General features: G+C 64.3%; 13 protein-coding genes and 1 tRNA gene. 8 read left to right on the top strand and 6 right to left on the bottom strand.

Features of this window, described 5'->3' with window-relative positions:
• Positions 1 to 11 precede the first annotated feature (11 nt).
• Positions 12 to 3,320 (top strand): error-prone DNA polymerase, encoded by a 3,309-nt coding sequence (locus GHT07_RS09195; protein ID WP_153584778.1) that lies wholly within the window; start codon positions 12 to 14, stop codon positions 3,318 to 3,320.
• Between the two features lie 68 nt (positions 3,321 to 3,388).
• Complete coding sequence (locus tag GHT07_RS09190; RefSeq protein ID WP_194792891.1) at positions 3,389 to 4,363, top strand: glycosyltransferase family 2 protein; 975 nt, start codon at positions 3,389 to 3,391, stop codon at positions 4,361 to 4,363.
• 55 nt (positions 4,364 to 4,418) lie between these two features.
• Here the strand turns inward: GHT07_RS09190 and GHT07_RS09185 are convergent, their stop codons facing one another.
• Positions 4,419 to 8,687, bottom strand: a complete 4,269-nt coding sequence (locus GHT07_RS09185) for a beta strand repeat-containing protein (protein ID WP_153584776.1) — start codon at positions 8,685 to 8,687, stop codon at positions 4,419 to 4,421.
• A 177-nt stretch (positions 8,688 to 8,864) separates the two neighbouring features.
• Complete coding sequence (locus GHT07_RS09180; RefSeq protein ID WP_153584775.1) at positions 8,865 to 12,692, bottom strand: beta strand repeat-containing protein; 3,828 nt, start codon at positions 12,690 to 12,692, stop codon at positions 8,865 to 8,867.
• Positions 12,693 to 13,095: 403 nt separating this feature from the next.
• Here GHT07_RS09180 and GHT07_RS09175 point away from each other — a divergent pair, with 403 nt between their 5' ends.
• The 3 genes from GHT07_RS09175 (at position 13,096) to GHT07_RS09165 (ending at position 17,449) form a co-directional block, all read left to right on the top strand.
• Positions 13,096 to 14,289, top strand: coding sequence for an NAD(P)H-dependent flavin oxidoreductase (locus GHT07_RS09175; protein WP_267237618.1), 1,194 nt, complete (start codon positions 13,096 to 13,098; stop codon positions 14,287 to 14,289).
• A complete protein-coding gene (locus GHT07_RS09170) occupies positions 14,286 to 16,676 on the top strand; it encodes an adenosylcobalamin-dependent ribonucleoside-diphosphate reductase (protein ID WP_153584774.1) in 2,391 nt (796 codons plus the stop codon). The genes GHT07_RS09175 and GHT07_RS09170 overlap by 4 nt, the downstream gene beginning before the upstream one ends.
• 191 nt (positions 16,677 to 16,867) lie before the next feature.
• Positions 16,868 to 17,449 (top strand): OmpW/AlkL family protein, encoded by a 582-nt coding sequence (locus tag GHT07_RS09165; protein ID WP_407646613.1) that lies wholly within the window; start codon positions 16,868 to 16,870, stop codon positions 17,447 to 17,449.
• A gap of 12 nt (positions 17,450 to 17,461) precedes the next feature.
• Here GHT07_RS09165 and GHT07_RS09160 read toward each other — a convergent pair.
• Positions 17,462 to 17,535 (bottom strand) — tRNA-Gly (locus GHT07_RS09160).
• A 91-nt stretch (positions 17,536 to 17,626) separates the two neighbouring features.
• Between GHT07_RS09160 and GHT07_RS09155 the strand changes: the two genes are divergently transcribed.
• The gene (locus tag GHT07_RS09155; RefSeq protein WP_153584773.1) at positions 17,627 to 21,106 is read left to right on the top strand and encodes a DUF748 domain-containing protein; all 3,480 of its coding nucleotides are present in this window, start codon (positions 17,627 to 17,629) and stop codon (positions 21,104 to 21,106) included.
• A gap of 33 nt (positions 21,107 to 21,139) precedes the next feature.
• Here GHT07_RS09155 and GHT07_RS09150 read toward each other — a convergent pair whose 3' ends face one another.
• The 3 genes from GHT07_RS09150 to GHT07_RS09140 are packed head-to-tail and all read right to left on the bottom strand — an operon-like array spanning position 21,140 to position 24,468.
• A complete protein-coding gene (locus GHT07_RS09150; protein WP_153584772.1) occupies positions 21,140 to 21,535 on the bottom strand; it encodes a hypothetical protein in 396 nt (131 codons plus the stop codon).
• Positions 21,536 to 21,583: 48 nt separating this feature from the next.
• The gene (locus GHT07_RS09145; RefSeq protein ID WP_153584771.1) at positions 21,584 to 22,927 is read right to left on the bottom strand and encodes a TAXI family TRAP transporter solute-binding subunit; all 1,344 of its coding nucleotides are present in this window, start codon (positions 22,925 to 22,927) and stop codon (positions 21,584 to 21,586) included.
• Complete coding sequence (locus tag GHT07_RS09140) at positions 22,924 to 24,468, bottom strand: amidase (protein WP_153584770.1); 1,545 nt, start codon at positions 24,466 to 24,468, stop codon at positions 22,924 to 22,926. Before GHT07_RS09140 ends, GHT07_RS09145 begins: the two co-directional genes overlap by 4 nt.
• 145 nt (positions 24,469 to 24,613) lie before the next feature.
• Between GHT07_RS09140 and GHT07_RS09135 the strand changes: the two genes are divergently transcribed.
• Both GHT07_RS09135 and GHT07_RS09130 read left to right on the top strand, forming a co-directional pair.
• Complete coding sequence (locus GHT07_RS09135; RefSeq protein WP_153584769.1) at positions 24,614 to 25,210, top strand: MarR family transcriptional regulator; 597 nt, start codon at positions 24,614 to 24,616, stop codon at positions 25,208 to 25,210.
• Positions 25,182 to 25,679, top strand: a complete 498-nt coding sequence (locus GHT07_RS09130; protein WP_153584768.1) for a DUF3293 domain-containing protein — start codon at positions 25,182 to 25,184, stop codon at positions 25,677 to 25,679. Before GHT07_RS09135 ends, GHT07_RS09130 begins: the two co-directional genes overlap by 29 nt.
• Positions 25,680 to 25,769: the final 90 nt, after the last annotated feature.

The following is a 25,769-nucleotide window of genomic DNA, read 5'->3' as shown; positions in this document are numbered from 1 at the left end:
GCCTGAATGCCATGCCTGAAACACCCCTCAAACCCACCCTGAAACTCGACGACTTACTCGACGGAAAAGGCCTGCCGCCCGTCATCCATGAATGGCCCGACGCGCTGCCTGCGTATGCGGAGCTGCATTGCCTGTCGAACTTCAGCTTCCAGCGCGGCGCGTCGCATCCGCAGGAGCTCGTGATGCGTGCCTACAACCAGGGCTATCACGCGCTCGCCATCACCGACGAATGCTCGGTCGCGGGCGTGGTGCGCGCATGGACGGGCCTGAAACACCACCTCGATTTCATCAAGGACCTTGAAGCCGACCACCCCGGTGAAAAGCGCTCGCACCCATTCAGGCTGCTGTACGGCAGCGAGTTCGATTTTGGCGATGGCAAGCTCGTGGCGATTGCGCGCGACAAGGCAGGGTGGGGTGGCCTGTGCGAATTCATCACTGCCGCGCGCACAACCATCGACACGCCCAAGGGCGAGTACTTCGTGGATTGGGCAACGAGCAACCTCGCGCTGCTGCAAGGCTGCGAAGTGCTCTTTGCACCCCAACGCAGCGACGTGCTTGATCTGGACACGTCCGCGCTCACCTCGCGCCTGTCTGCGTTGAAGCAACTCTTCGGCCCATCGCTGTGGCTTGCCGTGGAGTTGCATCACGCGATCGACGATGACTTGTGGCTGTGGACGCTCGGCAAGATCGCCGAAATGACGGGCGTTGCGATGGTCGCCGCCGGTGACGTGCACATGCACCTGCGTTCGCGCAAGCCACTGCAGGATGTGATTACGGCAGTGCGTCTTGGCAAAACCGTGGAGACCTGCGGCTTTGAATTGCAGGCCAATGCAGAGCGCCATTTGCGGCCGCGTTTGCGCCTGGGCGAAACGTATCCGCCCGAGCTGCTCGCAGCCACGCTGGTCATCGCCAACCGTTGCACGTTCGACCTGCGCGAGATCCAGTACGACTATCCGCTTGAAACCGTGCCCGAGGGCCTCACGCCCACCGAAGGCCTGCGAAAGCTCACCTATGAAGGCGCGGCCGAGCGCTACCCCGATGGCGTTCCGCAAAAGGTCGCGCAGCATCTTGAAAAAGAGCTGCAGCTCATCGCGGAATGCCAGTACGAAATGTTCTTCCTCACGGTGCACGACATCGTGCGGTTTGCGCGCAGCAAAAAAATCCTGTGCCAGGGGCGCGGCTCGGCAGCGAACTCGGTCGTGTGCTTTTGCCTCGGCGTCACGGCGATGGACCCGATGCATTCCAACCCGCTGCTCGAACGCTTCATCAGCAAGGAAAGGCGCAATGAGCCGCCCGATATCGACGTTGACTTCGAGCATGAGCGGCGCGAGGAAGTCATCCAATACATCTACGGCAAGTACGGCCGTGAACGCGCGGCGATTGCGGCAGTGGTCATCAGCTACCGCACACGCAGCGCGATTCGCGATGTGGGCAAGGCGCTGGGTGTCGATGACAAACTGGTCGAAGCTTTTGCGAAAGAGCACTTCTGGTTCGACGAAGCTATCGCCTCGCAAAAGCTGATGGAGCTCGCGCAAAAAGTCGAAGTGCAGATCGAGGAATTTCGTGCGGCGCTGTGGCTCGACCTCACGCAGCAGCTGATGGGGTTTCCGCGTCACCTGAGCCAGCACGTGGGCGGCTTCGTGCTCACGCAGACCAAGCTCACGCAGCTCGTGCCTGTTGAAAAGGCGACGATGAAAGACCGCTCCATCATCCAGTGGGACAAGGACGACCTGGAAGAGATGGGGCTGATGAAGGTCGATGTGCTCGCGCTGGGCATGCTCACCGCGCTGCGCCGCGCGCTCGATTTGCGCAACCAGTTACGTGGCGGCAAGCCATGGGGCCTGGCGGACATTCCGAAGGAAGACAAGGCCACCTACGACATGATCTGCAAGGCCGACACCGTGGGCACCTTCCAGATCGAAAGCCGCGCGCAGATGTCGATGCTGCCGCGCCTGAAGCCGCGCGAGTTCTACGACCTGGTGGTTGAAGTGGCGATCGTGCGGCCCGGGCCGATACAGGGCGGCATGGTGCATCCGTTCCTGAAGGCGCGCGAGCGGCTGCTGCGGGGCGAGAAGATCCACTACGAGAGCGAAGCGCTCAAGCCCGCGCTGGAGCGCACGCTGGGCATCCCGATCTTCCAGGAGCAGGTGATGCAGATCGCGATGATCGCCGCCGGCTTCAGCGCCGAGAAGGCCGATGCACTGCGCCGCTCGATGGCCGCATGGAAGCGCAAGGGCGGCGTCGACAAGTTCTACGAGCCCATCATCAAAGGCATGACGGCCAATGGCTATCGCCGCGAATTCGCTGAAGCCATCTTCAAGCAGATATTGGGCTTCGGCGAATACGGCTTTCCGGAGAGTCACGCCTACAGCTTCGCGCTGATCGCGTATGCCAGCGCCTGGCTCAAGTGCCACGAGCCCGAGTGCTTCCTCGCCGCGATGCTCAACTCGCAGCCGATGGGCTTCTACACACCTTCGCAGCTGGTGCAAGACGGCAAGCGCCACGGCATCGTCGTGCTGCCCCCCGACGTGTCGCACAGCGACTGGGACAGCAAATTGGGTTCAGATTCCAATTTCGAGCGGCCTTCTGAGCGACCTTACGTCCGGCTCGGCCTGCGCCTGGTGGGCGGCCTCACCGAGGCAGGCGGGCAGCGCGTCGTCGAGGCGCGAAACCAGTCGCCCTTTTCCAGCACCGAAGACATGGCCATGCGCGCGCAGCTGGATGCAGGCGACTTGAAAGCACTCGCGGCGGGTGATGCGCTGATGTCGCTCTCCGGTCACCGCCGCCAGCAGGTGTGGGACGCGACAGCGCTGCGCCGCACGCCTGAATTGCTGCGCAACGCGCCGGTCAATGAAGACAGGCTGGAGCTGCCCGCCGCCGCAGAAGGCGAGGAGATCGTGTTCGACTACGAATCGCTCGGCCTCACGCTGCGCCGGCACCCACTCGCGTTGCTGCGCCCGCGCCTGTCGGGCATGAAGCTGCAAAGCGCTGCCGAGCTGCACGACTTGCCGAGTGGCCGGCAAGTGCGCGCGTGCGGCATCGTCACCGTGCGCCAGCAGCCGCAGACGGCGCACGGCACGATCTTTCTCACGCTCGAAGACGAGACGGGGCCGGTGAACGTGATCGTGTGGAAGTCATTGCGCGAAGAGCAGCGCGATGATTTGCTGCAGTCGCGCCTGCTCGCCGTGGAAGGCATCTGGCAGCGCGATGTGGAAAGCGGCGGCGAAGTGCGCAACCTGATCGCGCGGCGGCTCAAGAACATGACGCCGCTGCTCGGGCGGCTCGCGCGTGGTTCCAGCCAGAGCCGCGATTTTCATTGAGGCACAGGCACATCGAGGCAGGGGCACACTGAGGCAAAGGCAGGTGCATGCGGCACAATTTGAGCGACATGCCCACAGATACTTCCAACAACACCCAGATCGTCATTCACCGCCAGCCCAAGGCGCAGGGCAAGGTGGCCGTGTTTGGCATCGTGCGCAATGAGATGTACCTGCTGCCGCACCTGCTGGAGCACTACAGGCGGCTCGACGTGAAGGACTTCTGGTTCCACGATGACCAGTCGGATGACGGCACCTTCGAGTTCCTCATGCGCCAGCCGGATGTGGGCGTGACCCGCTCGCAAACGCGCTTCGGCGACAAGGTGGACGACAAGATCTTCGGCTACCGCGTGAAGAACATCATCCCGCGCGGCCTGTTGCGCAACCGCTGGGTGGCCACGCTCGACGCCGATGAATTCATGGTGCTGCCACCGGGCATCGACACACTGCCGCAACTGGCGCTGGCACTGGAGCGCAACAACCTCATCGTGGCGCGCGCGCTGATGATGGACTTCTTTCCCCAGACGCTTGAATCGCTGCGCAGCGCCAGGATGGAGCAGACGCCTTTCGAGTTGTGCCCGTTCTTCGACCCGTGGGAGCGGCTGGTGTGGCCGGACAACATGTTCAACGTGACTGGCATTTCGGTCGCCGATGGCGTGCGGCCGCGCATCCTGAAGGAACTGCTGGACCGCCGCACGCGCTTTCCCGAGTTCATGAAGGACTACAAGTTCGCCAACGTGAACAAGACGCCCATCGCCTTCTGGAACGAAGGCATGCATGCTTTCTCGGCGCACCGCACGTCGGTTGCGCCGAGCGACAAGGTCCAGCTGATCCTGGCGCACTTCAAGTTCTATCCGGGCCACGAAGCGCGCACCGATGAAGCGGTGGTTGCCGGTGTGCACTGGAAGAGCGCGTCGGAATATCACATCCTCAAAGCGGCGAATGAGCAGTTGATGACGTGGCCGTTGCAGGGGCCGCGCACACAGCGGTTCACGGGCAAGGACGATCTGGCGAAGACAGGGTTGCTGTATTCGCGGCTGGAATGAGAAACGGCGCGGGTGGCTGCAAGCCTGCCCGCGCCGTGAGTCAGAGCGCTTTCAGTCAGAAGACGAAGTCGCTGGCGACCAGGCTCGCCGGGCTGACCCCCATCAGCACAACCGTGTGAATAGAGCTCGACGCGCCTCCCACCCCCGTGTCCAGATGCAGCAGTGCGTTGCCGAAGCCGTCATCTGCAATGCGCCCGGACGCGCTGAATGCCGCAAAGTTCGCGAAGTTGGCGCCACCGCCACCGACCCTGATCGCATTCAGGTTGATCACGTCGCCGTCGGTGTGCGTGAAGTCGTAAATCGTGTCGCTGCCGTTGTTCTTCGCAAACACAAAGGTGTCAGCCCCGCCGATGCCGGACCCGCGCACCTTGGCATCGCCCCACATACTGTCGTTGCCCGTGCCGCTGACCAGCCGGTCGTTGCCACCGACCGCGGTGAAGTCGAACGCAAAAGAGTCGCCCACCAAAGTGTTCGCCACGCCGGCTGCCGCAGTGATGGTGTCGTTGCCACCCTGGCCTTTCATCGAATAGGCGTCGCCGAACAGAAGATTCTGCGTGCTTGCGGCACCACCGGTGATGGTGTCGTTGCCCCCGACGGAGCCAAAACTCATGTTGTACGTGTCGCCGTAGATCTCGTTCGTACCTGATCCGCCGGTGAAGGTGTCGGCACCGCCTTGCCCGTAAAGATCAAAGGCATCACCGTACATCGTGCTGGCGCCGGCCTTGCCAATGAAGGTGTCATTGCCGCCTGTGCCATGGAGTGTGTACGCATCGCCAATCATGAAGCTAGTCGAACCGGCGCCACCACCGGTGAGGCGGTCATTGCCTGCGATGGCGCCAGCAACCATCTCGAATGCGTCGCCGTACATCGAGTTCGTGCCGGCGCCGCCGGTCATGCTGTCGGCACCGCCCGCGCCAAAGAGGATTCTTGCGTCGCCGTACATCGTGCTGTAGCCGGCGCCGCCGGTCATCGTGTCGGCACCGCCTACGCCATAGATCGAGTAGGCATCACCGTACATGTCGTTGAAACCGGCTCCGCCAATGAAGGTGTCCCTTCCGCCAACACCGTCCTGCAGGACGTACACGTCGCCGTACATGGTGTTCGTTGACGTTGCTCCCCCGGCAGTCAGGCGGTCATTGCCCGCGACTGCGCCGCTGTCGAAACCATACGCGTCGCCGTACATGGTGTTCACACCGCCGCCGCCGGTGATGGAGTCGGCTCCGCCCACGCCCGTGGATGAGAACAGGTACGCGTCACCGTAAATCAGGGTGTTGCCGACCCCTCCGGTGAACGTGTCATTGCCGCCCGTGCCGCGCAGCAGATACGTGTCGCCGTACATCGTGTTGGTCGAGCCTGCACCGCCGCCTGTGAACCGGTCATTGCCACCGGTCGCGCTGTCGCTGAACTCGAGCGCATCGCCATACATCGTGTTCGTGCCGCTGCCGCCCGTCAGGGAGTCGGCGCCGCCTGTGGCTGAGCCGGCGAGCAAGTTGGCGTCGCCGTACATGTTGTTGATGCCGGCGCCGCCCACAAAGGTGTCTGCGCCGCCAAGGCCCCTCAATACGTTGACGTCGCCATACATGTAGTTCGTCGAGCCGGCGCCACCGCCCACGAGACGATCCGCACCCGCGATCACGCTGCCGATGAAGTCAACTGCGTCGCCCCACATCGTGTTGTTGCCGGTGCCGCCGGTCATGGTGTCGGCGCCACCGACACCGCCGTTGGTGATCGTGTAGGCGTCACCGATCATCAAGGCGTTTGCTGCGCCGGCAGTGAAGGTGTCCTTGCCGCCCGTGCCCGCCAGTTCCAGCGCGTCGCCGTACATGTTGTTGACCGAACTCACGGCTGCTCCACCGATCAGGCGGTCCGCACCGCCAGTGCCGCCGGCGTAGATATAGAGGGCGTCGCCATACATGGTGTTGGTACCGCTGCCGCCAGTCAGGCTGTCGGCCCCGCCCGTGCCGCCGCTCTGGATCTCGTATGCATCCCCGTACATCGTGTTGGTGCCGCTGACGCCCGACATGGTGTCGGCGCCGCCGGTGCTGAACAGCGAGAGTGCATCGCCGTACATCGTGTTGGTGCCGCCGCCGCCGATAAAGACGTCCTTGCCACCGGTGCCGTTCAATTGTTCTGCGTCGCCATACATCTCGTTGGTGGAACCTGCGCCGCCGCCGATCAGGCGGTCCGCGCCCGCAGTTCCGCCAGACGCGATGGTGAGCGCATCACCGTACATGGTGTTGGTGCCCAGCCCGCCGGTCAGGCTGTCTGCGCCGCCCGTGCCGCCGCTGCCGATGGTTTGGGCGTCACCGTACATCGTGTTGGTGCCCGCGAACAGGCCACCGGTCATCGTGTCGGCGCCACCTGAGGTCGTGAGCGTTCTTGCGTCGCCATACATCGTGTTGGTGCCGCCGCCGCTGATGAACACGTCCTTGCCGCCCACACTGCCCAAAGTGACGGCGTCGCCGTACATGAAGTTCGTGGAGCCGCTGCCCCCGCCGATCAACCTGTCTGCGCCAGCTATGCCGCCGGCGTCGATGGTCTCGGCATCGCCGTACATGTAGTTGAGGCCGTTGCCCCCCGTCAGGCTGTCGACTCCGCCTGTGCCCCCGTTTGCGATGGTCGAGGCATCGCCGTACATCCAGTTCTCGCCGCTGACGCCGTTCATCGTGTCAGCACCACCCACGGTCGCGAGCGTGAAGGTGTCGCCAAACATGAAGCTGGTGCCGCCGCCGCCGTTGAAGATGTCCTTGCCACCCGTGACGCCCAGGCTCGCGGCGTCGCCGATCATGGTGGTTGTGGTACCAACCCCGCCGCCTGTCAGGCTGTCGGCGCCGGCGGTGCCGCCTGCTGCGATAGTGGCCGCGTCACCCCACAGGGTGCTGTCGGCACTGCCCCCGATGAGGGTGTCGTTGCCACCCTTGCCGGTACTCGTGATCGTGGATGCATCGCCGTACAGGATGTTGACCGCGCCCGATCCGCCCAGCAGGCGGTCGGTGCCTCCCTGGCCATACAGCGTGTTCGCATCGCCATACATCGTGTTGCTGCCGGCGCCACCCACCAAGGTGTCTTTGCCGCCGGTGCCTCTGACTTCATCCGCATCGCCGAACATCCTGTTCGTCGTCGTGGCGCCGCCTGCCGTGAGGCTGTCGTTGCCGCCGACAGCGCCGGTCGCAAAGATCCAGGCGTCGCCGTACAACGTGTTGTTGGCGCCCTCTGCCCCGCCAGCGAGCGTGTCGTTGCCATATTTGAGGTTGATCTGGCTGGAGGCCGGAAACACGTAGTCCCCGACGTCGCCGTACATGATGTTGGTCGCCTGACCGTGAACGAAGCCCGAGCCGCCTGTCAGGCTGTCATTGCCCAGCAGTCCGGCGGTCGTGTGGCTGAAGGTATCGCCGGCCATGATGTTCACCACGGTGGCGCTGTCGCTGAACGCGAAGCCGCTGGTGGCGTTGCCGCCCACCAGGGTGTCATTGCCGCCCCTGGAGGTGCCGAGCATCTCCTGTGCATCGCCGACCATCACATTCATGACGTCTGCGGTGCCGTCGCTGGTGCCTTCCGCATTGCCGCCCGTCATGAGGTCAGCGCCACCGACGGCAGCGTCGCCCATCAGGTCGCCTTCGCCCATCATGATGTTCGTGACATGGGCCACCGCTGCCGTGATGGCATATGCGCCACCGCCAATAAGCGTGTCGTTGCCGCCAGTGCTCTTGCCGAGCACGTCATGGGCGTCGCCCGCCATGCGGTTGGTCACGGAGGCATTGCCATCCGCATCCGACGCGAAGGCATAGCCGCCTTCAAGAATGTCGGCACCGGCAATGACCAGCGCGCCAACCTCGTTGAAACCCAGTGTCCGGGCATCGCCATACATCTCGTTTACCGTGATGGCGTCGGCCAGGTTGTCGTAGCTGTCGCAGGTCGCGTCACTGGCGTTGCCGCCGTAGAGGTGATCCGCCCCGCCACGTGACCTCAGCGCCATGTTGCCAAGGGCATCGCCGTAGAGGAAGTTGTTGCTTTGCTGCCCACCGTGCAGCTCGTCGTTGCCGCCGAGCGCCGTGCCGCCCATTGAATTGGCGTCGCCTACAAGGGTGGCGGACACACGCAGGTCGCTTGCCGTCAGTGTGTCGTTGCCGCCTTTGGAGGTGCCGATGAGCGTCGCGGCGTCGCCAACTGCCGTGTAGTTATCGGCGTCAGAAAAAGCAAAGGGAACGACAAAGGTGTCGTTCCCTCCTGTATCGCCGGTTGCGAACGTTTCGCTGACACTTTCGTCGCCGTAGATCGTCAGGCCGTCGACGATGAAGATCTGTTCGCTGCTGTGTAGCGCCATTGTCCTGCTCCGATACGTTAGGTATGTAACGATCGAAGATACACCCATCCAGCCCAGCGGGCCACGGCGCACGGCCGTTTCGCGCAGGCTGAACTTGCGAAGCCGGAACTACATCACGGAAGAGGATCGGCGCGCCAGACCTTTGGCTGTAGCGCGCCGTCCTGCAGCAACTTCCGCCTAGAAGATGAAGTCGGCTGACGTCAGGCTTGCCGCCACAACCCCGGACAGCAGGACCGTGTGCGCAGCACTCCCGGCGCCCGGGACCGCAACGTCAAGGTGCAGCAGCGTGTCAGTTCCTCCGAGGTCTTCAATCCGGCCCGAGGCGCTGAAAACACCCCAGTTCGCGAATTGGCCACCTGCGCCGCCAACAGCCAGCTTGATGGCATGCAGGTCGATCTTGTCGAGGTCGCCGCCCATCTTGAAGTCGTAAATCGTGTCCAGGCCATTGTTCTTGGCAAAGACGAACGTGTCAGCGCCGCCGGTACCCGCGCCGCGGCTGAAGGCATCGCCCCACATCTCGTCGTTGCCGGTGCCGCTCACCAGCCTGTCGTTCCCGCCGACCGCGCCGTCGCTGAACATGTAGGCGTCGCCGTAGATGGTGTTTGCGACCAGCGCCGCGCCGGTGATCGTGTCGTTGCCGCCTGTCCCGGACATTGTGTAGGCGTCGCCATACATCACGTTCTGCGTGCTGGTCGCGCCGCCGGTCATCACGTCATTTCCGCCGTGCGCCCCGCTCATGATCTGCCTGGCATCGCCGTACATCGTGTTCGCGCCCGCTCCACCAGTGAAAGTGTCCGCGCCACCCGTGCCGTAAAGGGTATAGGCGTCGCCGTACATCGTGCTGGCACCGGCTTTGCCGATGAAGGTGTCGTTGCCGCCGAGGCTGTACAACACATCGGAGTCGCCGTACATGTAGGACGTCGAGCCCGCGCCGCCGCCTGTGAGCTTGTCATTGCCCGCGATCGCGCCGTCGCTGAACAGGAAGGCATCGCCGTACATCGTGTTGATCGAAGCGGCGCCAGTGCCGCCGGTCAAGCTGTCGGCGCCGCCCGTGCCCGCGAGGAAGTACGCGTCGCCGTACATCGTGCTGTTGCCGGTGCCGCCCGTCATCGTGTCTGCGCCACCCACACCCGAAGGAGCGATCGTGCCCGCGTCGCCGTACATGAAACTGGTGCCGGCGCCGCCGGCAAAAGTGTCCTTGCCACCGAGCCCACGCAAGTAGTCCACGTCGCCATACATGTAGTTCGTCGAACCCACTGCGCCGCCGGTGAGCAGGTCGCGCCCGGCCGTGGCGCTGTCGCTGAACTGGTAGGCATCGCCGTACATGTAGTTCGTGCCGGTCCCGCCGGTCATGGTGTCTGCGCCGCCCACGCCCGAGTTGCCGAGCGAGGCCGCGTCACCGTACATCAAGGTGTTGCCTGCCTTGCCGATAAAGGTGTCGTTTCCACCTGTACGGTTCAACACCTGCGTGTCGCCGTACATGTAGTTGGTGGATCCGGCCCCGCCACCCGTGAGGCGGTCATTGCCAGCGACCGCGCTGTCGCTGAACAGGTAGGCGTCACCGTACATCGTATTGTTCGCTGTGGCGCCGTCTCCGCCCGTGATGCTGTCGGCACCCCCGACACCCGTGCCGGTGATCATGTACGCATCGCCGTAGATCACGTTGCTGCCGGTCCCGCCGGTGAACGTGTCGCCACCGCCCGTGCCGGTCAGCCGATAGGCGTCACCGTACATCGTGGTGTTGCCCGCGCCGCCAACAAATACGTCCTTGGCACCCAGGCCCGGCAGGAAATAGGCGTCACCGTACATTTCGTTGTAAGAGCCAGCGCCGCCGCCTACCAGGCGGTCAGCGCCGCCCGTTGCGCCGTCACTGAACACCCATGCATCGCCAAACATGTAGTTGGCTCCGCTTCCGCCGGTCAGCAGGTCAATCGCGCCCTTGCCTGTTGATGCGATCGAAAAGGCGTCTCCGTACATGTAGCTGGTGCCGCTCGAGCCTGTCAGGGTGTCGACGTTGCCGGTTCCATACAGGTCATGCGCGTCGCCGTACATCGCGTTGAACCCGGCGCCGGCAATGAAAGTGTCTTTGCCGCCGAGACCTCTCAACACGTAGGCATCGCCGTACATCTGGTTGTTGGAGCCGAACACGCCGCCGATCAGGCGGTCGCCACCGCCCGTTGCGCCGTCGCTGAAGGTGTATGCATCGCCGTACATCTCGTTGTAGCCGCTGCCACCCGTCAAGCTGTCTGCGCCGCCGCGGCCCGTGGTTCCCAACTGGTACGCATCGCCATACATGGTGTTCGAGCCGCTCACACCCGACATGGTGTCCGCGCCGCCCAGGCCGGCGAGCCTGTACGCATCGCCATACATCGTGTTGTTGCCGCCGCCACCGAAGAAGGTGTCCCGGCCGCCCGTTCCATTCACGATGAAGGCATCGCCATACATGGTGTTCGACGAGCCCAGGCCACCGCCCGTGAGGCGGTCGGCGCCGGCCGTCGTGGCTGCATCGCTGAAGACGAACGCGTCGCCGTACATCAGGTTGTCTTCGCCGCCACCCGTCATGGTGTCGCCGCCGCCCTTGGCCGTGGCTGTCATCACGTAAGCGTCGCCATACATCTCGGTCGGGCCGGCTCCGCCGGTCATGACATCGGCGCCGCCGGTGCCGTGCAGTACCTGAGCGTCGCCAGCAAAGAAGTTGGTGCTGTGGGTGCCGCCGCCCGTGAAGGTGTCTCTTCCGCCCGTGCCGTACACGACGTACGCGTCGCCGTACATCACGTTCGTCGTGTCGCTGCCACCGGCAAAGAATGTGTCGTTGCCGCCCACAGCGGTGTCGCTGATGCCTGAGCCATCGCCGAGCATCAGGTTCATGGCATGTTGCGTACCACCGGTGAGTGTGTCGTTGCCGTACTTGAGGCCGGGCGCAAGTGTCTGGCTGATGCCGTCGGAGTAGCCGACATCGCCATACATGCGGTTCACAACCCAGGCATCGCTGCCGTCACCGTGACCGCCCGTGAGCTTGTCCCCGCCCATCAGGGTAGTGGATGTGGTGTTGAACGTGTCGCCGGCCATGAGGTTGGTGACTCTTGCCTGGCCTGCGGAACCCGGCGTGAGGCCGCCGGAGTCTGCGTTGCCGCCGAACATGGTGTCGTTGCCGGCCTTGGCGGTGCCCTGCATCAAGAAAGCGTCACCGACCATGATGTTGGTGGTCTCGGCGATACCGTCGCTAGCGGCCTGGGCATCGCCGCCTGTCAGCAGGTCAGGGGAGGCGACCGCTGTGTCGGCCAACAGGAAACCCTCGCCCATGAGCACGTTCCGGGCAGTTGCCGAGCCTGACGCGACGGCATAAGAGCCGCCGCCAACGAAGGTGTCGATCCCGCCGCGGCTATTGCCGAAGATGCCATAAGCATCGCCAGCCATGATGTTGGTCACATTGGCGACGCCATCAGTGTCGGATGCAAACGCGAAGCCGCCCGTCAGCAGGTCAGCGCCCCCCAGGACCACAGCGGTAACCTCCCCCGAGCCCATGGTGTATGCATCGCCGTACATCTCATTGACGGTGATCGAGTCGGTGCCGTTGTCTGAAGCGCTGCTGGTTGAATCGCTCGCGCTGCCGCCATACAGCTTGTCGGCGCCACCGCGCGACTGGAACGCCATGTTGGTGCGAGCGTCGCCGTACATGTAGTTGTGGCTTTGCAGGCCGCCGTGAATCTCGTCTTTGCCGCCGAGCGCTGTGCCGGCCATGGTGTCGGCATCACCGACCAGCGTGGCGGAGGTGCTCAGGTCACTTCCCGTCATCGTGTCGTTGCCGCCCTTTGACGTGCCAGCGAGCGTCGCCGCGTCGCCAACGGCTGTGTAATTGTCAGAGTCGGAGAAGGCAAAGGGGACCACAAACGTGTCGTTGCCGCCGATATCGCCGTTGTTGAATGTTTCGCCCGGCTTCTCATCGCCATAGACGATTTGATTGTCGGCAATGATGAAAATCGCGTCGTTGCTGTGAAGTGCCATGGTCCTGCTCCGCGGGTGAATATGTGTAACCAATGAAAGATACACCGATTCCCTGTAACCAACTACCCCTTGTTTGCGCCATGGAGTAGGTAAGTTTCTTATCCGCAACTGCATCACGGTAGCTCATCCGTGCCCGGCGATTGGTCTTTTGGGGTGGTCTTTTGGGGTTTCCTTTTTGAGTACTTTTTGTCGTCGCGCAGCCGCGAACGATCAAACTTCCGGCAGTGCGTAATGGGGCTTTTTGACGCACCTCAACCAGCGTTGACCTGTGTCAAACCCACGAGCCGGGCGCACGCCTATATTGGCGCGACGCTCCAGGCAAGCGACCTGCAGCGGCCCAGGAGAATTTCAATTGGTCTTGACGGAAGAATGCACACGCGACAGTGCCCCCGCGTGCGATGAACTGCGCGCCGCGGCGCTGGCAGGGGGCCTTCACCTTTTCAATCTGCGTGGCAAGGAATTGCTGCCCGTTGTGCAGGGGGGCATGGGCGTTGGCGTGTCGGCAGGGCGGCTGGCCGGCACCGTTGCCGGCTTTGGCGCTGTTGGCACGCTCTCGTCCGTGGACTTGCGCCGCCACCACCCCGACTTGATGGAGGCGACGGCGTCACTGGAGGGCCCGGCGGCAAAGCCGCAGATCGACGCCGCCAACCTCGTGGCGCTTGGTCGCGAGATCAGCAAGGCGCGCGAGATCGCTGGCGGGCGCGGCCTGCTGGCGGTGAACGTGATGCGTGCCGTCAATGAATACCAGCACTACGTTACCTGCGCCCTCGAATGCGGCATCGACGCCGTGGTTGTCGGCGCCGGCCTGCCGCTGGACTTGCCGGAGCTCGCGCGCGACTTTCCTGATGCGGCGCTGGTGCCGATCCTGTCCGACGCGCGCGGTGTCCAGCTGGTCGTGCGCAAGTGGGAAAAGAAGGGGCGCATTCCCGACGCCATCGTGATCGAGCATCCCAAGCTGGCCGGCGGCCACCTGGGTGCGTCGAAGGTCGCTGACCTGGGCGACCGCCGCTTCGACTTCGACGTGGTGCTGCCCGAGGCGCGTGCATTCCTGCGCGCGGCGGGCCTGGAGGGCAAGGTACCGCTCATCGCTGCAGGCGGCATCGCTTCGCGCGACGACATCCTGCGTGTGCAGGCGCTCGGCGCTTCGGCTGTGCAGCTGGGCACCGCATTTGCCGTGACCACCGAGAGCGACGCACACGCCGAGTTCAAGCGGGTGCTGGCAGAGGCCAGGCCCGAAGACATCGTCGAATTCACCAGCGTGGCGGGTTTGCCGGCACGCGCCGTGCGCACGCCCTGGCTTGAGAAGTACCTGCGCCTGGAGCCCCGCCTGCAGAGCCACGCGCACGCCAAGGAACACTGCACGATGTGGTTCGACTGCCTGGCCAACTGCGGCCTGCGCGACGGCAATTCGCAGTGGGGCCAGTTCTGCATCGACAAGACGCTGGGCTTCGCGCTCGAAGGGCGCCCGGAAAAGGGCCTGTTCTTCCGCGGTGCGGGGCGTCTGCCGTTTGGCGCGCAGGTGCGGCCGGTGCAAGACCTGCTCGCATGGCTGATGGCCGGCACGATGCCACCTGCCGGCCAAGGCGCCGCCGCATGATGCGCGACGCGCCTGCTGCGGCGCTGCCACCGCAGGCAATCACCACGGACGTGCTCGCCGAAAAGTATCTCAAGCCCGGCGAGGACAACGTCGAGGCGCTTTTCACGCGCGTGGCCCGCGCTCTCGCCTCCGTTGAAAGCGAAGCCAGCCGCGCGCTGTGGCAGGAGCGCTTCCACGCCAACCTGCGCGCAGGCGCCATCGGCGCGGGCCGCATCATGAGTGCTGCAGGCACCGACCTGCAGGCCACGCTGATCAACTGCTTTGTGCAACCGGTGGGTGACTGCATCCAAGGCACGGACGACGGCGGCTACCCCGGCATCTACGAGGCACTGCGTGAAGCGGCCGAGACGATGCGGCGTGGCGGCGGCGTGGGCTATGACTTCTCGCGCATCCGCCCGCGTGGCGCAGGCGTGAGCTCCACGGCCTCTATCGCGTCTGGCCCGTGCAGCTACATCGACGTGTTCGACCACTCATGCGCCACGGTGGAAAGCGCCGGCGCGCGGCGTGGCGCGCAGATGGGCGTGCTGCGCATCGACCACCCTGACGTGCCCGAATTCATCACGGCCAAGCGCACGCCGGGCCGCTGGTCGAACTTCAATGTGTCGATCGCCGTGACCGACGCGTTCATGCAATGCCTGGCCAGCGGCGGCAACTGGGAGCTGGCGCATCGCGCCAAGCCGGGGCAGGCCCTGCTTGCAGCGGGTGCGCACCAGCGCGCCGATGGCTGGTGGGTGTACCGCACGCTGCCCGCACGCGAGTTGTGGGACATGGTGATGCGATCGGCCTACGACTTCGCCGAGCCGGGCATTCTCTTTCCCGACACGATCAACCGCGACAACAACCTGCGCTACTGCGAAGACATCGCAGCGACCAACCCTTGCGGCGAGCAGCCGCTGCCGCCCTATGGCTGCTGCGACCTCGGCCCCGTGATCCTGCCGCGCTTCGTGCGCCATCCGTTCGGCGTTGGCGGCACCGCCGCGTTCGACTTCGACGCGTTCGCCACGGTTGTGGCGGTGCAGGTGCGAGCGCTCGACAACGTGCTCGACCTCACGTTCTGGCCGCTTGCGCAGCAGCGTGCGCAGGCCATGGACAAGCGCCGCATTGGCGTTGGCTTCACGGGCCTGGGCGACGCACTCGTCATGCTCGGGCTGCGTTACGACGAAGCACCGGGCCGCGACATGGCGCAGGCCATTGCCCGGCGCATGCGCGACGCCGCATACGAAGCCTCGGTAGAGCTTGCGCGCGAGAAGGGCGCCTTCCCCGCTTTCGACGCGCAGCGCTACCTCGAAAAGGGTACGTTCGCGAGCAGGCTCGATGCGAGGCTGCAGGACGCCATTCGTGAGCACGGCATCCGCAACAGCCACCTGCTGTCGATCGCGCCCACGGGCACCGTCAGCCTGGCCTTTGCCGACAACGCATCGAACGGCATCGAGCCCGCTTTTTCATGGACGTACACGCGCAAGAAGCGCGAATCGGACGGCAGCACCAGCCAGTACGAAGTGCAGGACCACGCGTGGCGTGTGTACGGTGCGCTCGGCGGCGACACGGCCCAGCTGCCGCGCGCATTCGTGAGCGCACTGGAGATGGACGCTGCAGCGCACATCGCCATGATGAAGACCGTTCAGCCCTTCGTGGACACGGCCATCTCCAAGACGGTGAACGTGCCCGCCGATTGCCCGTTCGACGACTTCAAGGACATGTACGCGCAGGCCTGGCGCGCGCAGCTCAAGGGCCTGGCGACCTACCGGCCCAACAGCATCGTGGGCTCCGTGTTGCAGGCATCGCCTACCCCGGTTGCCGCAGTTGCACCTGCCGCCACCATCGACCCAATGCGCGAAGTGATCGCCAGTCGGCCCAAGGGTGCGCTGTCTGCGGTCGCCGACAAGATCGAATACTGGACGCACGAGGGCCGCCAGCACCTGTACCTGGTCGTCTCCTTCCTGCCGCTGCCCGACGGGCGTGAGCGCGCCATCGAATTCTTCATGCCCGTGGGCCAGAGCGGTGAGTCGCAGCAGTGGATCACGTCGAGCATGCGCCTGCTGTCGCTGGCTGCACGCGGCGGTTTTCTCGATCGGGCATTGGCCGACATGCGCAAGGTCGCATGGGACCGGGGGCCGGTGCGCCTGGGCACCTACCGCAAGGCCGACGGACCGCTGGTGCCGATGTGGCACGACTCGGAAGTCGCGGCCATGGCATTCGCCATCCAGAACATCATCGCGACGCGAAATGGCGAAGCCGCTGCGCCACCACCGGGCACCGACGAGGAGGTGGCTGCGCACCGCGCGATGGCCGGATCGAAGTGCCCCGAGTGCGGCGCGCACGCCATGATCCGCAAGGACGGCTGCGACTGGTGCACCTCGTGCGGCCATGTCGGCAGTTGCGGCTAGGCGAGGCTTGCGGCGCGAGGCAGCACGCCCCGTGTGCGCCCGCTGCCGTGGTGCCCACGGCACAGCGCGAGTGCCAAGCTAGGGTAAACCCGCATTTGATTGATGCTGATCAATACCGCCCTGGGCGGAATTTCATTCAATGAGTGCAGGGAATATTCCCTTCATGTGAAAGCACAAAAACGAAGAAACAAATCATCGCGGCAGCAGCTCTTTCTTTGTTGGCCGCAATGCCCGCCATGGCGCAACAAGCCAGCGGCCCGTGGCTCGTGCGTGCACGTGCAGTGCACTTTGACAGCGCCAATGGCGACTCCACCGGCCTGGGTCTGGCAATCAACAACAAGCTGATTCCGGAAGTCGACGTGTCGTACTTCTTCACGCCGCAGATCGCTGCCGAGCTGATCCTCACGATCCCGCAGAAGCAGACGCTCTCGTCGTTCGGCACGCCGATCGGCTCGCTGCGCCACCTGCCGCCGACACTCACGGTGCAATACCACTTCATGCCGCAGGGCTCGGTGCGCCCGTATGTGGGTGCAGGCGTGAACTACACGCGCTTCAGCTCGGTGAACCTGCCGGCAGGCGTCTCGATTGATCGCAGCAGCTTCGGCGGCGCATTGCAGGCCGGCTTCGACATCCCGCTCACGGGCAACTGGCTGCTGAACTTTGACTTGAAGAAGGTCTACATCCGCACCGATGTATCGGCTGCAGGCACGAAGATCGGGACATTCAAGGTGGACCCGCTGCTGCTGGGTGTAGGCGTCGGCTACCGGTTCTGAGACTGGAAGCACTGGAGCGGGCGGCGGGAATCGAACCCGCATCTTGAGCTTGGGAAGCTCAGGTCCTGCCATTGAACGACGCCCGCAGAATTGTTCACGATTCTACGGTGTCTGCGGCAGCCCGCTGCCGCACCCATGAGCTATGCTGAGCCATACGCGTCGGGGGTGAAAGTGGCGATGTCGAAGAATTTCCAGCTGCGCTGGAAGCGTTGGGTGGCGATGGCGGCTGGCTTGCTTGCCGTCTACGCGCTTGTTGGCTTCTGGCTGGTGCCCGCTGTGGCGCGCAACCACCTGCCCAAATTCGGCCAGTCTGAACTGGCGCGGCAACTGCAGGTCGGCGACCTGCAGTTCAACCCATTTACTTTGCGGCTGGAGGCCAAAGACCTGCGCCTGGCCGAGGCCGACGGTGCGCCGATTTTTTCTGTCGGCACGCTCGTGACCGAATTGCAGTGGCGCTCGATCTTCCGGCGCGCATGGAGCTTTGCCGAAGTACGGCTTGGCTCGCCCCAGGCCAGCCTGCACATCGCACCCGACGGCAAGTTCAATCTTGCGCAACTGCTCGACACACTCGCCAAGCGCCCCCACGAGCCATCGACGGACAACAAGCTGCCACGCGTGGTCATCAGGCAGTTTGCGCTGGAGCAGGGGCGTATCGACATGCGCGATGAGCGGGCCGGCTACACCAACTCCGTCTCGCCGATCGACTTCCGCCTGACCGACTTCAGCACCCTGCCCGACGAGGGCGACAGCCACACCTTCAACGCACAAGTAGCTGGCGGCGGCAAGCTGCGCTGGAGTGGCACGGCCACGCTCGACCCGATCAAGGGGCAGGGTGAACTCGTGCTGGAGAACCTGGCGCTGCCCGAGCTGGCCGTGTACCTCAAGTCGTTCACGCGCGCCAAGGTGACGGCGGGGCGGCTGTCTGCGGCGCTCCCGTATTCTTTTTCGTATGCCGACGGCAAGTTTGACGCAGCGCTTGCGGGTGCCAAGGTGTCGCTGCGCGACTTTGCCATTGCGCACGAAGGCCGCAGCGATTCATTTGCCTCGCTCACGGCTCTCGACGTGACGGGCATCGCTGCGAGCGCGGCGCGGCGGGAAGCATCCATTGCGCAGGTGCGTGTCGACGGCGGCGCACTGCGCATCGAGCGTGATGCCAAGGGCCAGCTCGACATCGCGAACCTGATGATCGAGACGGCCGGCGCCAACGCTGTGCCGTCCAGTACCCCGCCCTCAGTGCAAGCGGGCGACTGGAAGGTCGATGTCAAAGAGATTGCCTTCGACAAGATGGCTTTCAGCGCGACCGATCGCACGATCAATCCGCCACTGAAGGTGGATGCGGCTGGCCTGGCCCTGCAGCTGCAGGCGGGCGCGTCGCAGAGCAGCGCGGGCTTGCAAGTGAAGGTCGGCGATGCAGCGCTCACGATTTCAGACCTGGCCATCGCTCGCGGGCCGGGCACGGCGGTCAAGCTCGCGCGGCTCGGGTTTGCGCAAGGGAGCGTGGACCTCGCGGCACGCAGCGCTGTGGTGGGCCGCGTGTTCGCGCAGGGCGCGCAGTTGCGTGTGGCGCGCGACCGCGCGGGCGAGTTGAACCTGATGCAAATGCTGCCGAAGTTCGCGGCCGGTGCGCCGGCGAAGGACGCGAAAGACGCCAAGCCATGGAACGCCAGCATCGGCACTGTGGAGCTCGACAAGTTCGCCGCCGACGTAGAAGACGAAGCATCCGGCGTGAAGGTGCGTGTCGTTGACTTCGGCGCAACCGTCGAAGGCGCAAGCAGCGACTTGACCAAGCCCGTCAAGTTCAAGGCGGGGCTCTCGCTGCGCGAAGGCGGGCAACTGGCGGCGCAAGGCAGCGCGGTGCCCGGCACGGGTGCAGTGCAGGCCGATGTGAAAGTAACGCAACTCTCGCTCGCGCCTGTGCAGCCCATGCTCGCCCAGTATGTGAAGCTGAAGATTGCCGGCGGTGCCGTGTCGGCGAAGGGGCGGCTGAACGTCGGCGCAAGTGGGGCTGCCGGTGCTGGTGGCGCAAAGCCGGCAGCGCTTCGCTATGCAGGCGCCTTCAATGTGGCTGGCCTCGTGCTGAAGGAAGACGGCGGTGAATTGTTCGCTTCGTGGAAGGACGTGCGGGCGGACGCGATGACGCTGAGCCTGGCGCCGAACCAGCTGGACATTCCGGAGCTGCGGCTGGTGGAGCCCAATGCCAAACTCATCATCGAGCAGGACCGCAGCTTCAACGCTGCGCGGCTGCTGGTCAAGCCGCAGGCGGGTGCGCCAGCGGCCGGTGCATCGGCCACGGTTGCGCCTGTGCCGGTTGCCACTTCGTCTGCAGCCCCTGCGCCCACAGCGCCCGCGACTGAGCCCTTCCCGGTGCGCGTGCGCCGCGTGCGGCTGGTGGATGCGAAGCTCGACTTCGCCGACCTGAGTTTGCAGCCGCAGTTCGGCGCGAAGATGTATGAGCTCAATGGCGTGGTGAACGGCCTTTCGACCAACGCTGACACGCGCAGCCAGGTCGAGCTCGACGCGCGGGTCGACGAGTTTGGCAGCGCACGCATTCGCGGCGAGCTCAACCCGTTCGCGCCGAGCAACAACACCGACTTGTCTGTGGTGTTCAAGAACGTGGACCTGGTCTCGACATCGCCGTATGCAATCAAGTTTGCAGGCTACAAGATCGCCGAAGGCAAGATCTCGCTCGACCTGCAATACAAGGTGCGCCGCGGCCAGCTCGAGGGCGCGAACCAGATCGTGATCGACAAGCTGACGCTGGGTGAGCGCGTGGACAGCCCTGACGCGATGAAGCTGCCGCTGGAGCTGGCCATTGCGATCCTGAAAGACAGCGACGGCCGTATCGACCTGGGCCTGCCCGTCTCGGGCGACATCAACGACCCCCAGTTCAGCTACAGCGGGATCATCTGGAAGGCCATTGGCAACGTGCTGACCAAGATCGTCACCGCGCCGTTCCGCGCACTCGGTGCATTGCTCGGCGGCGGCAGCGGCGAGAAGCTGGAGTCGATCGACTTTGATGCAGGCAGCGACAAGCTTCTGCCGCCCGAGCGCGAGAAGATCAAGCAGATCGCGCAGATTCTGGCCAAGCGGCCGCAACTCAAGCTCTCTGTGCCGGGCCACTACAGCGACGCAGATGCTGCGGCTCTGCGGGCGCGCGCTGTGCGCATCGAAGTTTTCCGGATGGCGGGCATCAAGCTCGACGCGGGTGACGAGCCCGGCCCGCTTGACCTGGGCAGCCGCTCCGTGCGCAGCGCGATGCGTGAGCTTTATGCAAAGCGCTTTGGCGATGCCGAGCTCGACAAGGAAAAGAAGGCGGCGGAGCAGGGCGCCAGTGCTGGCGCAGCGAGTGCAGCAGGCGCAGCGTCAGCGCCTCAAGCGGAGCTGCCGATCTGGCAGCGTGTGGGCAAGATGGTGCAGGGCGAGCCGCAAGTCGCCGACGCGAGCGCGTTCTACGGCAAGCTGCGTGAACGGCTCGAAGCCAGCCAGGCGCTGGAAGCGGATGCGCTCACGAAGCTCGGTGCGCAACGCGCGGCGGCCATCGTCGCTGCGCTGAAGGAGGCTGGCGTTGATGCAGCACGCGCTGCGGCCACTGCGCCGCAGAAGACGACAGGCGGCACCGGCAAGCTGGTTGCGTTGAAGCTGGAGCTGGGCGCGTAAATTGAGCCGGATGGGTCAGTGGCGCGGGCAATCTCACTGGCGCGAGATCGTCACGTCGCGCCCATCGCGCCAGTTGCCCTTGAGCTGGCCGTCGGCCGACTTGGTCAGCTTCAACAAGCTGCTCGTGCACCCGGCGATCACCTCGCCCGGCTTGATCTGGAGATAGGGCTGGCCCTCGCGGACAACGACCGTTGCGGGCGCTGCGAGCTTCGAGCAAGGGTCTTCATTGGTCCGCGTCGCCTGCACGTGCCAGGTGCCGGCACCATCTTTGAGTTGCAGTGTGGCCGACAGCAGGCGACCCGCATGTGTCTTCCACTCTGCCGCCCATGAACCGTCAAAGCTGTTGTCCGCCTGGGCCATGAGCGGCGTCGCGCAGACCATGGCGCCGCAAGCGGCGAGCAGACGCAAACAAGAACGCAATGATTTCATGGGGCATCACCTCCTGGAAGATGGCTTTTCGATAAGGCCTGATGCAGGTCAAGCCTGCAACCGGCTCCTGACCTGCGCGATGTTATTGCGCAGCGCATACAGCTCATCAGCATACGACAGCGGCACGCTCACGCGACTCACATTGGCTTCGAGCGAGTCGAGCTCCTTTGACAGGTCTTTGGTGAGTGCGGCCCTATCGCCGCCTGGCTCGGCCATGCGCTCTTCAATCAAGCGCAGCTGCCCATACCAGCGAAACACCCGCGAGCGAATGCGGAACTGGTACAGCGGCGGCACGATGCGCGAGAGCGGCAGCAAGATCGCGATGATGATGCCCAGCGCAAGCCACATGCGCTCGATGAGGTTGGCCACCCAGAACGATAGGTAGCGTTGCAGGAAGGGCTGCCCGCCCTGGATCGCGCGCTCAGCTTCGCGCGACATCGGGTATTCGCCGTGATCGATGGTGGGGAACGCACTTGCGCGATTGAACCAGCCTGCGCCGCCATGCATGTCACGCGCGGCCTGCGACACGAGCTGCAGCAGGGCTGGGTGCGTTTGCTCGCGCGTGAGCAGCGCGGTCGTCGTTGCCACCAGCCGCAAATCGGCAGACGGCAAATCGCGCGCCAGATTCACCACGCCGCGCGGCAACACCACCGGCGTGAGGAAAGGAAAGCGCCGTGAATACGCTTCGCTCTGCGCAAAGTCCATCAGCTTGATGCCCGGCGTTTGCAGCAGCATCTGCACCATGAGCGATTCAGGCGCGGAAGCAAACACGATCGCATCCACTTCGCCATTGAGGAACGCGACGGTGGCCGGCGTTTGCTCCAGCTGCGAGAAGATGATGCGCGACATGTTGATGTTGTTTGCGTCGAACAGCTTGGCCATCAGCTGCGGCACGCCACTGCCCATCGGCCCGACGTTCAGCCGCAGGCCTTGCAGCTGCGTGAGGCTGCTCAGCGTTGCGTTTGGCACCACCTTGCGCGCCGACGCTTCGCGATAGAACAACCACACCGGCTCAACGAACAGGCTGCCCAGCGACTCGATGCCGCTTTCTTCAGCCGTGTCGCGATCGTTGCTGCCGCCTTGCACAAAGCCTAAGTCCACCTTGCCTTCGCGCAGCAGGCGCAAGTTGTCTGACGAGCCCTGGCTTGGCACCAGCACCACGTCGATGCCGTTCGCGGCGAGCGCCTTGCGGTAGCGCTGGCCGAACGCGTCGTAAGCGCTTTGCGCGGGGCCGGTGGCGAGCGTCACGTGCTTGGGCGGCGTGGGCTTCATCCACATATACGCGAGCACAAGCAGGCCAACGGCCAGCAAAGCAAACGGCCCGGCAGAGATCACCAGCTCGCGCAGCGACAGCAGTGCGTCGCGAATGGCCAGGGGCAGGCGTGGCTTCATTTGAGCTTGGGTGCCTTGCGGTGCAGTGTGCCTTGCTCATACGCATAGGCCATCTGCAGCAGCTTGCCTTCGGACCATGCGGCGCCGATGAACGACATGCCCACAGGCAGGCCCTGCACCGAGCCCATTGGCACCGTGATCGTCGGGTAGCCCGCGACAGCGGCGGGTGACGAGCTGGAGCCGCTGTACGAGTCACCATTGATATGGTCGGTGAGCCAGGCGGGCTGCGTGGTGGGCGCGACGATGGCGTCGAGCTTGTGCGCGGCGAGCACCGAGTCAATGCCTTCGCGCGCGAGGCGGCGTGATTTGGCAGCGGCGTCGATGTAGGCTTTTTCAGTGAGCGGGCCCTTGGCCTGCGCCTTGATGAACAGATCCTGCCCGAACAGCGCCATCTCTTTCGCGGCGTTCTTCTCGTTGAAAGCAATCACATCAGCCAGTGAGCGCACGCCGATACCGGGCCGTGTGGAGAGGTAGTAGTTCATGCCGTCTTTCAGCTCGTAGAGCAGCACTTCGAGCTCGTCGTCGTCGTAGTCGCCCAGGTTGCCGATGTCAGCCGGGTCCACCACTTCGGCGCCCAGGCGCTTCAAGTCAGCGACAGCTTTTTCGAACAGTGCATCCACATGCGCGCTGTAACCCGTGACCTTCTTGCGCGCGATGCCGATGCGCATGCCCTTGATGCCGCCCTTGAGAAACGTGCGGTAGTCCGGCGCGATATGGCCGGCAGCCGCGGCAGTGGCCGGGTCTGCCGGATCGACACCGGCGATCGCCGACAACACGATCGCAGCATCAGTCACTGTGCGCGTCATAGGCCCGGCCGTGTCTTGCGACGATGAGATCGGGATGATGCCGGTGCGGCTGACAAGACCGACCGTGGGCTTCATGCCCACGAGGCCTGCCATGTTGCTGGGGCAGACGATGGAGCCGTCAGTTTCCGTGCCGATGCCGACGACAGCGTAGCTGGCGGCGATGGCAGTGCCCGTGCCCGAGCTGGAGCCGCAGGGGTTGCGCGCTGAGTCGTAAGGGCTGTTGGTTTGCCCGCCGCGCGCGCTCCAGCCCGACGACGATTTCGACGAGCGGATGTTCGCCCATTCCGACAGATTGGTTTTGCCGACGATCACCGCGCCTGCAGCGCGCAGCTTCTTGATGATGAACGCGTCGTGCGCGGCGGGCTGGCCGACAAGGGCGAGCGAGCCCGCCGTGGTCATCATCTTGTCGCCGGTGTCGATGTTGTCTTTGACCAGCACCGTGATGCCATGCAGCGGCCCGCGCACCTTGCCGGCCTTGCGCTCGGCGTCGAGCGAGCGGGCGATGGCGAGCGCGTCAGGGTTCGTCTCCAGCACGGAGTTGGTCTTGGGGCCAGCGTGGTCGAGCCGCTTGATGCGCTCGAGTGAGGCGCGGGTAAGGGCGACGGAAGAAGCCTTGCCGGCGGCCATCTGCGCTTGCAGCCCCTCGACAGTAGCTTCAACAAGGGTGGATTGAGCCAAGGCAGCAGAAGAGGACATGGCGGCAACCAGCGACAAGGCGGCGGTGGTGGATTTCATGGAGGGTGAATATAGCGGTGTGGATGAGTGTGCGCTCTTGCCTTCGCTCCCTCCCCCTCCGGGGGAGGGCTGGGGTGGGGGCAAGAGGCGCACGGAGCGCACGTTTTGACCATTGATGCAAAAAAAGCGACAATTGACGCCTTAAATGCATCATTCTCTATCCACCATCCTGTTCCCCGAGTACCGCCGACGCATCCTTGGCATGCTGCTGCTGCGCCCGGATGATGCGTTGCACGGCCGCGAGATCGCGCGCCGCGCAGGCCTGCCCGCAGGCACGATCACGCGCGAGCTGGGCAAACTGGCCGAAGTCGGCCTGCTCAAACGCGAGAAGCGCGGCAACCAGCAGGCCTACAGCGCCGACACGTCGTCACCTGTTTATCAGGAACTGGCGAGCATTCTGCGCAAAACTTCGGGCATTGCGGATGTCATTGCGCAGGTGCTCACGCCCGTAGCGCCGCTCATACGCGTCGCGTTCATCTTCGGATCGGTCGCGCGCGGGCAAGAGACGGCGGGCAGCGACATCGACGTGATGTTGATCGGCGACTTGACCTTCAGGGAAGCGGTGGAAATTCTCTACCCTGTGCAAGCCCAGGTAGGCAGGGAAATCAATGCGCAGGTGTTTGGTGCGGTGGAGTTCCGCAGCAAGGCGCGCAAGCAAGCTTTCTTGGTGGATGTATTGGCCAAGCCAAAAATATTTCTAATAGGGAACGAGCATGACCTTGAAGAACTTGCTGGGCATTAGCCTGGACAAAGTCGATCGCCCAATGCTGCCCTCAAGCGAGCTGATCGACTCCTACTTCCACGCAGACTACGTCACCGACGGCATCACGCTGCGCCTTGACGCACCCGTGCCGGGCCTCAACGAGTGGCTCGCGGCACACCAATGCACCCGCGCCATCCTCATCACAGGATGGAATCCCTTCAGCCAGGAGTTGCCACCCGCAGAGAACGAGGCGCGCAATGTGGCTCTCAAGCGTGAGCTGGATGAGCGTGGCCTGCGCGTGCTGGAAGCAGTGGGTCGATCGCGCGACGCGATGCTGTGGCAAGAGCCGGGGTACTGCGTGCTTGATTGCGATGACGCGGTGACGGATGAGCTGCTGGTGCGGTATGGACAGAATGCTGCGGTGGTTGCGGACGAGCGCATGGGATGCGGGCTTGTGTGGCATCCGGCGATGCGGGATGGGTTGCCGACTCGCTTCTCCCCCAAGTAGATGAGGCGAAAACGCCGCACACTGCCACTCCCCCCACATTCCCCCTACCGCACGCCCACCCCATCCGCTAGCATGACCGCAACGCCCAAC

The organism is Caenimonas koreensis DSM 17982, assembly GCF_009646335.1.
Taxonomy (GTDB): Bacteria; Pseudomonadota; Gammaproteobacteria; order Burkholderiales; family Burkholderiaceae_C; genus Ramlibacter; species Ramlibacter koreensis.
This window is presented reverse-complemented; position numbering and strand designations above follow the sequence as displayed.